This is a genomic window from Kitasatospora sp. NPDC052868, from assembly GCF_044547105.1.
GTDB lineage: Bacteria > Actinomycetota > Actinomycetes > Streptomycetales > Streptomycetaceae > Kitasatospora.
Genome location: NZ_JBITZW010000007.1, coordinates 211,845 through 223,297, shown reverse-complemented (window position 1 = coordinate 223,297; position 11,453 = coordinate 211,845). Strand labels below are relative to the sequence as shown.

The 11,453-nt window shown below is 74.7% G+C and carries 8 protein-coding genes; 3 read left to right on the top strand and 5 right to left on the bottom strand.

Annotated elements, in window-relative coordinates:
- Positions 1-146: 146 nt before the first annotated feature.
- Together ACIGZJ_RS14775 and ACIGZJ_RS14770 are read right to left on the bottom strand one after the other, a co-directional pair.
- Entirely contained in the window at positions 147-1,043 is an 897-nt protein-coding gene (locus ACIGZJ_RS14775; protein ID WP_396457666.1) for a Gfo/Idh/MocA family protein, read from the bottom strand.
- Between the two features lie 162 nt (positions 1,044-1,205).
- Positions 1,206-1,430 carry a hypothetical protein gene (locus ACIGZJ_RS14770; RefSeq protein WP_396457547.1) on the bottom strand — a complete coding sequence of 75 codons (225 nt, stop codon included), beginning with the start codon at positions 1,428-1,430 and terminating at the stop codon, positions 1,206-1,208.
- Between the two features lie 423 nt (positions 1,431-1,853).
- Between ACIGZJ_RS14770 and ACIGZJ_RS14765 the strand changes: the two genes are divergently transcribed.
- Positions 1,854-2,555, top strand: a complete 702-nt coding sequence (locus tag ACIGZJ_RS14765; protein WP_396457546.1) for a DUF3152 domain-containing protein — start codon at positions 1,854-1,856, stop codon at positions 2,553-2,555.
- A gap of 146 nt (positions 2,556-2,701) precedes the next feature.
- On the opposite strand, the gene ACIGZJ_RS14760 is transcribed toward ACIGZJ_RS14765, so the two are convergent.
- The 3 genes from ACIGZJ_RS14760 to tdh all read right to left on the bottom strand — a co-directional run bounded on the left by ACIGZJ_RS14760 (position 2,702) and on the right by tdh (position 6,160).
- The gene (locus ACIGZJ_RS14760) at positions 2,702-3,613 is read right to left on the bottom strand and encodes a LysR family transcriptional regulator (RefSeq protein ID WP_396457545.1); all 912 of its coding nucleotides are present in this window, start codon (positions 3,611-3,613) and stop codon (positions 2,702-2,704) included.
- A 294-nt stretch (positions 3,614-3,907) separates the two neighbouring features.
- Positions 3,908-5,101 (bottom strand): glycine C-acetyltransferase, encoded by a 1,194-nt coding sequence (locus tag ACIGZJ_RS14755; protein WP_392932551.1) that lies wholly within the window; start codon positions 5,099-5,101, stop codon positions 3,908-3,910.
- Positions 5,102-5,131: 30 nt separating this feature from the next.
- The gene (tdh, locus tag ACIGZJ_RS14750; protein WP_396457544.1) at positions 5,132-6,160 is read right to left on the bottom strand and encodes an L-threonine 3-dehydrogenase; all 1,029 of its coding nucleotides are present in this window, start codon (positions 6,158-6,160) and stop codon (positions 5,132-5,134) included.
- 287 nt (positions 6,161-6,447) lie between these two features.
- On the opposite strand from tdh, the gene ACIGZJ_RS14745 reads away from it, so the two are divergent.
- Positions 6,448-9,876, top strand: coding sequence for an AMP-binding protein (locus ACIGZJ_RS14745; RefSeq protein ID WP_396457543.1), 3,429 nt, complete (start codon positions 6,448-6,450; stop codon positions 9,874-9,876).
- Between the two features lie 124 nt (positions 9,877-10,000).
- Positions 10,001-11,443: a serine hydrolase domain-containing protein gene (locus ACIGZJ_RS14740; RefSeq protein ID WP_396457542.1), complete on the top strand. Its 1,443-nt coding sequence runs from the start codon at positions 10,001-10,003 to the stop codon at positions 11,441-11,443.
- Positions 11,444-11,453 lie beyond the last annotated feature (10 nt).

Sequence of the window (11,453 nt, the reverse complement as noted above, 5' to 3'; positions counted from 1 at the left end):
CCCCACCCCACCCGCATTTGTTGGGGGGCGCCGCCCCCGGCATCGGGCCGGCCGGGCCGCGCGGGCCGGGGGGGGGGGCCGCCCCCCCCCCGGGGGGGGGGGGGGGCGCCCCGCGGCGGCCTGGTCAGGGGGTGCCTGGCCGGCGGTCAGGACTCCAGGCGCTGGACGATCTGCTCGCAGAGCTCGTGGGTGCGCAGGGCGTCGTGGGCGTCGAGGGTCTTCCCGGTGCGGACGGCGTCGAGGAAGGCCAGGACGACCTGCTCGATGCCGCGCTGGCGGGCCACCGGGACCCAGTCGCCGCGGCGGCGGATGGTGGGCTGGCCCCGGTGGTCGATCACCTCGGCGAGGTTGTGGACCTCGCGCTTGGAGTCGCCGCCGGAGACCTGGAGGATCTCCTCGGTCGAGCCGGAGACCCGGTTCATGATGCCCAGCGCCGTGAAGCCCTCGCCCGCCAGGGTGAGGACGAGGTGCTCCACCAGGCCGTCGCGCACCCGGGAGCGGACATCCACGTGCTCGACCTCGCCGGGGACCAGGAAGCGCAGGGTGTCCACCACGTGGATGAAGTCGTCGAACACCATCGACCTGGGGGCCTCCGGGAGGCCCTCGCGGTTCTTCTGCAGCACGATCAGATCCCGCGGCCGCTCCTTCGCCTGCACGTAGCCGGGCGAGTGGCGGCGGTTGAAGCCCACCATCAGCGAACGGCCCGCACGGTCGGCCAGGTCGACCAGGCGGCGGGAGCCGTCCAGGGTGTAGTCGAGCGGCTTGTCGACGTAGACGTCGACGCCGGCGGTGAGCAGCTGCTCCGTGATCGGAACGTGCTGGTCGGTCGCCGCGTGGACGAACGCGGCCCGGATCCCGCTGCCGATCAGCTCGCCGAGGTCGGTGAACCGCTTGCCCGGATCGACGCGGTGGGTCTCGCCGATCCGGTCGAGCTTGGCCCGGTCCCGGGTCATCAGCCGCAGATCGAGCCCCGGCAGTGCCGCCAGGACCGGCAGGTACGCCTTCTGGGCGATGTCGCCGAGGCCGATCACCCCGACCGGCAGCGGGGCATCGGGGACAGGGATCGGACTCATGGGTTCTCCTACGGGCACAGGTGATCATCGACCGCACCCCCACCCTATTCGCCCCGCACCGGGCGCAGCGCAGCGGGAACGCCACGCGCACCCGTTCCCGCCGCCGGCACCGCCGGCTCCCGTACGCGGTGCTCAGGCGCCCGGCAGGACCGGACGGCGGGTGGGGCGTGCGGTGCGTGCCATCAGGACGCTACTCAGCACCAGCAGTCCGGGGGCGGGCGGGCCCGGGGCGTCGGCCTCGGCGCCACCCGGCCCGAGCGCGGGGCCGGTGCCCTTGGACGGCGGGGTACGGGCAGCGCGCCGGTCCGACGGCGATCCCGGCACGGCCGTGCGCAATCCATGGAACTGATCCGACATCGCGGCAGCCTCCCCCGCATTCTGACGCATCGTCAGCATCTCGCCGTCGGGCCGGCCTGCCATCGGCGCCCCCTCGACGGCACGCACACTAAAGATAGCCATACCTAAATTGATCGTGAAGGTGGCGATCCACCCGGCTTGCCGAGGGCGATGGGGGTGACGGGGGCGAGCCGGCGGTCCGGAAGGGCCGGATTCGACCCGCTGCGCGAGGGATCGAACCATCCGCACTGTCCGGCTCGTCCCTTCCTACGTAGCCGTACACTCGTTCCCTTCCCCGTACAGGAGTCATAGCGCCACCATGTCCAGCCATGCCCCAGACCGAACCCGACCGATCGCCACCGCCCTGCCGGGGCTCCTGACACCCCCCGCCCTCCGGCGGCCGACCCGCCGTCCGTACGGCCGCCCCGCCATGGGGAGCGGCCGGTGAGGGCCTTCACCGGATCCCGGCGCAGGGCCTGGCAAGGCGCGCTCGCCCTCGCGGTGACGGGCTCCGTGACCGCCGGCCTGCTGTGGTGGCACCCCTGGAGCACGGCCGCCGCCGGACCGAAGCCGATGGAGTTCACCACCGCCGCCGGCGGCTCCCCGCGCTTCGGCACCGGGGAGCAGCTCTACCGCTACAAGGTGAGGGCCGAGAACGGGCTCAAGGAGAGCCCCGGGCAGTTCGCCGCCGAGGTCGACGCCGTCCTCGGCAACGGGCGGCGCGGCTGGACCGCGGACGGCACCCGCTCCTTCCAGCGCATGCCCGCCGACCCGGTGGACTTCACCGTCTACCTGGCCACCCCGGAGACCACCGACCGGATATGCGGCCAGTACGGGCTGGACACCGGCGGCCGGGTGAACTGCGGGGTGGGCCACCAGGTGGTCATCAACGTCAAGCGCTGGAACGAGCTGACGGAGTTCTACACCGGCCAGCCCGAGCTCTACCACGCGCTCGCCGTCAACCACGAGGTCGGGCACGTCATCGGTCTCGGCCACGTCGACTGCCCCGGGCCCGGCCTGCCGGCGCCGGTGATGATGCAGCAGATCAAGGGTCTGCACGGCTGTGTGCCGAACGGCTGGCCCTACTCCGAGACCGGCACCCTCCTGACCGGCCCGCCCATCCCGCTCGGCACCCCCGCCCCGTAGCCGCGCGCCGTCCTCGCCGATCGGGCGGCCCGACGGACCTGTCCGGCCTGTCCGGCCTGTCCGGCCTGTTCGGCCTGTCCGGCCTGTTCGGCTTGTCCGGTCGGCGGGCGCGGCGGGTGCGGCGCGCCCCGGCCGGGGCGCGGGCCTCAGGCGGAGGCCGCCGCCGCCTCGGCCAGGGCGTCCAGCACCGGGCGGATCAGCGGGTGCCCGTCCGCGCCGGCCCGGACGGCCGCGAAGACCCGCCGGGTGGCCAGGGCGCTGTCCACCGGGCGGACCGCGACCTGCCCGAGGTCCACCCCGCGCAGCGCGGAACGCGGCACCAGGGCGACCCCGGCGCCCGCCGAGGCGAGCGCGACGACGGCGCGGAAGTCGTCCGAGGAGTGCACCAGGCGCGGCTGGAAGCCGGCGTGCTCGCAGGCCAGCAGCACCACGTCATGGCACGGGTTGCCCGGGTAGGGGCCGATCCACGGCTCGTCGGCGAGGTCGGCGACGGCGATCGGGCCCGGCCCGGCGGCCAGCGGGTGGCCGAGCGGCAGCACCGCCTCGAAGGGCTCGGCGTACAGCGGCACCCTGGTCAGCCGGGCGTCGTCCGCCCGCGGGGCGCCCCGGTACTCGACGGCGACGGCCAGATCGGCCCGGCCGTCCAGGACCATCGGCAGGCTCGCGTCGCCCTCGGCGTCCAGCACCTTGAGGCGGACGCCGGGCGCGCGGGTGGCGAGGGTGCCGATGGCGGGGGCGAGGACCAGCCCGATGCCGGTGGCGAAGGAGGCGACGGTGACCTCCCCGGCGACGCCCGCACTGTACGCGGCGAGGTCGGCCTCGGCCCGTTCCAGCTGGGCGAGGACGGCGTCGGCGTGGCCGAGCAGGATCTCCCCGGCGGCGGTGAGCCGCACGCCCCGGCCCTCGCGGGCGAGCAGGTGGTGGCCGGTCTCCTGCTCCAGGGCGGTCAGCTGCTGGGAGACCGCGGAGGGGGTCAGGTAGAGGGCGGCCGCCGCGGCGGTCACGGTGCGGTGGTCCGCCACCGCCCGCAGGGTCCGCAGCCGTCTTGCGTCGATCACAGGCCAATTCTGCCAGCGTCGGACGGGTGGCCGGGCCCGCCAGGTGGCAGTGATCAGCCTGCGGCGGTTCCGCGTACGGGAGTGGGAGGTCGGCCGGGCCGACTTCCCACTCCCGGGCGGGAGGGTGGGGCAGATGGTCTGGGTGCCGTGCGGCGCAGGCGGGCCGGTCCGGCCTGCGCCGCACAGCGGCTCGGGTGCCCGTGGCGCGCCCGGTTCCGAGCGGGCCCGCCACGCGCGGTCAGCGGCGGGGCGGTCGGCGGGCGGGCCGTCGACGGGAGGGCCGCCGGCAGGGGATCACTCCCCCAGGGCCGCCCGGGCGTCGATGAAGGCGGCGACGACGCGCTCGACGTCCTCGGTGGAGTGCGCGGCGGACAGCTGCACCCGGATCCGGGCCTGGCCGTGCGGGACGACCGGGAACGAGAACCCGATCACGTACACCCCGCGCTCCAGCAGCAGCTCCGCGAGACGGGCCGCCTTGGCCGCGTCGCCGATCATCACCGGGGCGATCGGGTGGTCGCCGGGCAGGATCTCGAAGCCGGCCTCGGTCATCTTCGACCGGAAGAGCGCGGTGTTCGCGGCGAGCCGCTCGCGCAGCTCCGTCGAGCTCTCGACCAGGTCGAGCACCTTCAGCGAGGCGGCGGCGATCACCGGGGCGAGCGAGTTGGAGAACAGGTACGGGCGCGAGCGCTGGCGCAGCAGGGCGACGATCTCGCGGCGGGCCGCGACGTAGCCGCCGGACGCACCGCCGAGGGCCTTGCCGAGGGTGCCGGTGATGATGTCGACGCGGTCCAGCACGCCGTGCAGCTCGGGGGTGCCGCGCCCGTTAGGGCCGACGAAGCCGACCGCGTGCGAGTCGTCGACCATGACCATGGCGTCGTAGCGCTCGGCCAGGTCGCAGATCTCGCGCAGCGGGGCGACGTAGCCGTCCATGGAGAACACGCCGTCGGTGACGATCAGGCGGCGGCGCGCGTCGGCGGTCTCCTTGAGCTGCTGCTCCAGGTCGGCCAGGTCGCGGTTGGCGTAGCGGTGGCGACGGGCCTTGCACAGCCGGATGCCGTCGATGATGCTCGCGTGGTTGAGGGCGTCCGAGATGACGGCGTCGCGCTCGTCGAGCAGCGTCTCGAAGACGCCGCCGTTGGCGTCGAAGCAGGAGGAGTACAGGATGGTGTCCTCCTGGCCGAGGAACGCCGAGAGGCGGTTCTCCAGCTCCTTGTGGACGTCCTGGGTGCCGCAGATGAAGCGCACCGAGGCCATGCCGTAGCCCCAGCGGTCCAGCGCGTCCTTCGCGGCGCCGATGACCTCGGGGTGGTCGGCCAGGCCGAGGTAGTTGTTGGCGCAGAAGTTCAGCACCTCGCCGGGCCGCCCGCCGCCGGTGACGGTGACGGCGGCGCTCTGCGGGCTGCCGATCACCCGCTCGGGCTTGAAGAGGCCGGCCTCACGGATCTCGTCGAGGGTGGCGGAGAGGTCGTCGCGCACGTTGTCGAACACGGTGGCTCCTAGTCAGCGAGTCGGGGAGACTCAGACGGTCCAGTCGAGGATGATCTTGCCGCAGCGGCCGCTCGCCGCCTCGTCGAAGGCCGCCTCGAAGTCGGTGGCGGCGTACCGGCCGGTGATGACGGGGCTTAGGTCGAGGCCGCCCTCCAGCAGGACGGACATCGCGTACCAGGTCTCGAACATCTCCCGGCCGTAGATGCCCTTGATGGTGATCATCGAGGTGACGACGGAGGCCCAGTCGACCGGGAACTGCTCGGCGGGCAGGCCGAGCATGGCGATCTTCCCGCCGTGCGTCATGTTGGCGATCATCGACTGGAGCGCCTCGGGGCGGCCGGACATCTCCAGGCCGACGTCGAAGCCCTCGCGCAGGCCGAGCTTCTGCTGGCCCTCCTCGATGGTGTGCTCCGCGACGTTCAGGGCCAGCGAGACGCCGACCTCGCGGGCCAGGTCGAGCCGGTACGGGGAGACGTCGGTGATCATCACGTTGCGCGCGCCGGCGTGCTTGGCGACGGCGGCGGCCATGATGCCGATCGGGCCCGCGCCGGTGATCAGCACGTCCTCGCCGACCAGCGGGAAGGACAGCGCGGTGTGCACGGCGTTGCCGAAGGGGTCGAAGATCGCCGCGACGTCGAGGTCGACCGGCACCCGGTGCACCCAGACGTTGGAGGCGGGCAGCGCGACGTACTCGGCGAACGCGCCGTCCCGGCCGACGCCCAGGCCGACGGTGTTGCGGCAGAGGTGGCGGCGGCCGGCCAGGCAGTTGCGGCACTTGCCGCAGACCAGGTGGCCCTCGCCGCTGACCAGGTCGCCGACCGCGATGTCCGCGACGGCCGCGCCGATCTCGGCGACCTCGCCGACGAACTCGTGGCCGAGCACCAGCGGGGTCGTGATGGTCTGCTGCGCCCAGCCGTCCCAGTTGCGGATGTGCAGGTCGGTGCCGCAGATACCGGTGCGCAGCACCTTGATCAGCACGTCGCCGGGGCCGATGACAGGCTTCGGGACGTCCATCAGCCAGAGCCCGGGCTCGGCGTGCTGCTTGACGAGTGCCTTCACTGCGGCGGCTCCTGACGCATGGTGGGGCGGCCTGGTGTGGGCAGGCCTGCGGGGCCCGGCGGGGCGGCTACTGCGGCCTGCCTCGCACCGGACATGGAGCAATCTGCCTGGTGGGGGCGGGTGCGGTCCATCGAGGAATTCTTAAGGGCCGCCACAGCTGGGCTAAACGATCGTGCCCGAGCCGGGCCCGCGGGCGGTCGGCGGCGTGCCGGGGGCCACCTGTTCGGCCCAGCGGGCGGGCGCCAACCAACAGTCCGGTGAAGATCCCTGACGAGACGTGAAGAGGTGTGGCGCACGGCTTCACGGCTCCGCTACGGTCTGGACCACGTCGGCGACCAGGGCGGGACCCGCGGTCGCGTCCACCGCCTTCGCAGGCCACCACGGGAGTCGTCATCAGCGCCCAGAGCACCCCGAGCGGCTCCCCGAGCACGCCGCGCAGCCCCCGGAGCAACCCGAGCACCGCCCCGCACGCCCCGGGCCCGCTCACCCTCCCCGACCTGCTGGACCACCGGGCGGCCCTGCACCCCGACCGGGTCGCCCTGCTGACGGCGGGCGGCGGCGGCCTGAGCTACGGGCGGTGGCGCGAGCGGGCCGTCCGGGCCGCGCACGCCCTGGCCGGGGCCGGGGTACGGCCGGGTGACCGGATCGCGCTGCTCTTCACCAACCGGGAGTGGGAGGAGTACGCCGTGGCGTTCCTGGCCGCCCACTACGCGGGCGCGGCGGCCCTGGTGGTCCGCGAGGACCTGTCGACGGCGGACACCGTCCGGCTGGTGCAGGCCGCCGGGGCGCGCTGGGCGATAGCCGGCGAGGGCCGCGCGACAGCGCCGGCCTTCACGCCGGACCTCGGCCGCCCGTCAGAGCCCGCCTTCACGCCGGACCGTCTCCTCGCCCTGGACCGGCTGGAGGCCGAGGGCTCGGCCGACAGCGAGCCGCCGCACCGGCCGTCGCCCGGCGACCTCGCCCAGGTGATCGGCACCTCGGGCACCACCGGCGCGCCCAAGGGCGTCCGCGCCGCCCACGCCAGCCTGACCGCCGGGCTGGTGCGCGATCCCCGCCCGCGCCCCTACGCGCACTCCCGGTACGCCGTGCACGCCTTCCCGATCGGCACCAACGCCGCCCAGGTGGTGCTGGTGAACGCGCTCACCGCGCAGCCCGCCACCATCTGCCTGCCGCGCTTCGAGGCGGCGGAGTTCGGCCGGGTGGTGGAGGAGTACCGGGCGGGCACCGTCTTCCTGGTGCCGTCGATGGCCGTCGAGCTGCTGAACTCGCGGATCGCCGAGCAGCGCGACCTGACCAGCGTGCTGCTGGTGAGCTGCTCGGCCGCCGCCCTGCCGGGGGCGGTCGCGGCCGGGCTGGCGACGGCACTGCCCAAGGCGACCCTGGTCAACACCTACACCTCGGCCGAGGCCTCCCCCGCCCAGATCTCCGCGATCGTGGACACCCGGCGGCCCGGTTCGGTGGGCCGCCCGGCCGACCCTGGCGACCTGCGGATCCTCGGCGCCGACGGCGCACCCGTCGAGACCGGCGGCACCGGCGAGATCTGGCTGCGCCAGCCCGGTCCGGCCCGCGGATACGTCGGCGACGAGGAGCGCGGCGGCGCCGTGTTCCGGGACGGCTGGGTGCGGATGGGCGACCTCGGGCGGCTCGACCAGGACGGCTACCTGCACCTGGTGGACCGGGAGGGCGACCTCATCAAGTCCGGTGCGCTGAAGGTCTCCACGCTGCGGATCGAGGAGGTGCTGCACGAGCACCCGCAGGTCGCGGACGCGGCCGCGCTCGGCGTGCCGCACCCGGTGATGGGCAGCGTCCCGGTGGCGGCGGTCGTCCCGGCGGCCGACGGGCTGGACCTGGACGCGCTGCGGTTGTTCCTGAGCGCCCGGCTGGCCCGCCCGGAGCTGCCGGTGCGGATCCTGGTGACCGACGACCTGCCGCGCAACCCCAGCGGCAAGGTGGTCAAGCACGAGCTGCGGGCCCGCTTCGAGCAGGACCAGGCGCCGGCCGCCGACGGCGGCACCGCGCCCGCGACGGCCGCCGAGCTGGCGCTCGCCGCCCTCTGGCGCAAGGTCCTGGGGCGGCCGGTCCGGGCGGTCGAGGAGGAGTTCTTCGCGCTCGGCGGGGACTCCTTCCGGGCGGTCCAGCTGGCCGCCGCCATCTCCGCCGAGTTCGGGGTGGCGGCCGGGACGGCGCTGGTCTTCGAACGGCCCTCGCTGCGGGCCCAGGCCGCCTGGGTCGCGCTCACGCGGACCGGGTCCGGCGAACGTACGGGGTCCACCGGACGGGACGAACCGGCGGACAGGGCGGCGGACGGGTCGACGGGCGGGTCGGCGGGCGGGTCGGCGGACGGGTCGGCGGAGGTGTCCCCCTTCCTCCGGGCGCTGCGGGCGCAGCCGCACGAGCTGCCGCTCACCTCCCAGCAGGAGAACTTCCTGCGGTGGACGGCCGAGGCCCCGGGCCGCAGCGTCGGCTCGGTGGTCGCGGTGTTCCGGGTCACCGAGGAGCTGCGCACGGACGTGCTGAGCCGCGCGCTGCTGGAGGCGGTACGGCGCAACCCGGCGCTGCGCACCCGTTTCGTGCCGGTGGACGGCACCGAACCAGGCGTGGTCCGCACGGTCCTGGACGAGCAGCCGCGGGCCGATGTGCTGCTGGTGGACGCGCCCGGGGAGGACGACGCGCGGGTGTCGGCCCGGCTGATCGCCGAGCGGGACCGGCTGACCGATCTGGCCCGCGATCCGATGACCAGGCTGGTGGTGGTGAGCCGGGGCCCGGCGGAGCACGTCGTGCTGCTGGCGGTGCACCACATCGTCGCCGACGGGTGGTCGGTCGGCGTGCTGCTGCGCGAGCTGGGGGTGCTCTACTCGGCGCTGCGGCGCGGGCGCCCGGCTCCGGCGCCCCGGCCGGGACCGGCGTACCGGGAGCTGGTCGAGTGGTCGAACGGGCACTGGACGGACTCGCGCGAGCACTTCGCCCGGGCACTGGCGGGCGCGCCGGAGGCGGTGGACCCGTTCCCGGGGCGGGGCGAGGTGGAGACGGTGCTGAGCGAGGCGCACCGGTTCACCGTGTCGGCCGAGCGGGCGCAGGCGCTGCGGGCGCGGGCGGCCGAGCTGGGCGCGACGCCGTTCCTGGCGGTGGCGGCGCTGTGGACCGGGCTGCTGGCCGCGCACAGCGGGCAGTCGGACCTGGTGCTGATGACGCCCGTCCCGGGGCGGACCAGGCCGGAGGCCGAGCGGGCGGTGGGCTGCTTCGTCCAGTCGCTGCTGGTGCGGGTGGACGCGGGCGGCTCGCCCGGGTTCGCCGAGCTGCTGGACCGGGTGCGGGTCGCGTCGACCGCCGCGCTGGACCACCAGCTGTACCCGTTCGCCGAGTTCAGTCCGCGGGTGCCGTTCGCGGCCTGGCTGCGGTACGAGAGCTGGAGCGCCCCGGCGCAGTTGCCCGGGGTGGTCTGCGAGGAGTGGGAGCTGCCGCGGAACACCACGGTGCCCTGGCCGATTCCGGGCGGGGACCGGCACGTGCCGGAGCTGATGGTCGCCGAGCAGCCGGACGGGAGCCTGCGCTGCTGGCTGCGGTACAACGGGCACGCGTTCGCTCCGGAGGCGGTCGCGGGGCTGGCGGCGCGGTTCACGGCGGCGCTGGACGTGGCTGCTCCGGACGCGGCGGCTCCGGACGTGGTGGCTCCGGACGTGGTGGCGGGCTCTCTGGAGGTCTCGGCCCCGGCCTGACGGGTGGGCCCGTTCGGGCCAGCGGGGAGGCGGGCGGAGCGGGGCGGACATACGTTGGCGATCGCTCCCCCACGGCCTCGTGGAGCGCCGCTCCGGGCCGTCCGGTCCAGAGAGGCGCCTCGGCATGACGCTCGACGTAACGAAGAAGCGAGGGCCGTGGTCCGCCTCACGGTCCGCCGGCACCCCGTCCGCGGCCGCTCCCCCGGCCGCTCCCCCGGCCGCCGCTCGCCGGTCCGCCCGGCGGGTGGCGGCGGCGGGGCTGGCCCTGGCCGGTCTGCTGGCCGCCGCCGGGTGCTCCGGCTCGCAGCCCGCGGACGCACCGGCGGCCGGCGCGGTGACGGCCGTCCCGGTCGCGGTGAGCCCCTCGCCCTCGCTGCCGCCCGGTGTAAGCGGCTCACCGTCCGTCGGTTTCAGCGGCACGCCGAGCGCCGGGGCGAGCGGCTCCGTCGTGCCGCTCACCCCCGATGTGGTGGCCCGGCTGGACGCCGCGATCGAGCGGGTGCGCACCCAGGCCGCCGTCCCGGGCGTCATCGTCGGCCTGACCACGCCGGGCGGCAGCTACCAGAAGGCGTTCGGGGTCGCCGACAAGGTGGCGGGCACACCGATGTCGACCGGGCTGAACATGCGGATCGGCAGCGAGACCAAGACCTTCACCGTCACCGGCCTGCTGCGGCTGGTGGACCAGGGCAGGCTCGGCCTCGACGATCCCGTCTCGAAGTACGTCCAGGACGTGCCGAACGGCGCGAACATCACCCTGCGGCAGCTGGCCGACATGCGCAGCGGCCTGTTCCCGTACACCTCGGACCAGGTCTTCGTGCAGACCTTCCTGGCCAACCCGCAGCAGGTGTTCACCCCGCGGCAGCTGCTCGGCTACGGCTTCAAGCACCCGGCGAACTTCGCGCCGGGGGCGGCGTTCGAGTACTCCAACACCAACACCGTGCTGCTCGGGGTGGTGATCGAGAAGGTGAGCGGCCAACCGCTCGACGTCTTCCTGAAGCAGCAGGTGATGGACCCGGCGGGGCTCGGGCGGACGGTGTTCCCCACCGACGCCGCGTTCCCCGAACCGCACGCCCGCGGCTACACCGACCAGACGCCGGACGGAACCGTCGCGGACGCGACGGACTGGAACCCGTCCTGGGCGTGGGCGGCCGGGGCGATGATCTCCGACCTGCCCGATCTGCAGAACTGGGCCAAGGTGGTGGCGACCGGCACGCTGCTGAAGCCCGCCACCCAGGCCCAGCGGCTGGCCGCGCCGTCGACCGGGGTGCCCGGCACGGCGTACGGGCTGGGGATCTTCGAGGACCACGGGTGGATCGGGCACAACGGCTCGCTGCCCGGGTACCAGAGCCTGGTGCTGTACCTGCCGTTCGCGCAGGCCTCGCTGGTGGTGCTGCTGAACACGGACATCTCCTCGGCCGGGCAGGCTCCGTCGACGCTGTTCGGGCAGGCGATCACCGAGATCGTCTCGCCGCAGAACGTGTTCACCCTGCCGGCCGAGGAGGACTCCGGCGGGTCGGCTTCGGCCTCCGCCTCGGGCTCGGCGTCGGGAGCCGGGTCCTCGGCCTGACCCGGCCTGA

What these genes read in the sequence shown, in the direction of transcription:
- ACIGZJ_RS14770 (WP_396457547.1), bottom strand. Translation starts at nt 1,430, where the DNA reads ATGTCGGATCAGTTCCATGGATTGCGCACGGCCGTGCCGGGATCGCCG.
- ACIGZJ_RS14740 (WP_396457542.1), top strand. Translation starts at nt 10,001, where the DNA reads ATGACGCTCGACGTAACGAAGAAGCGAGGGCCGTGGTCCGCCTCACGG.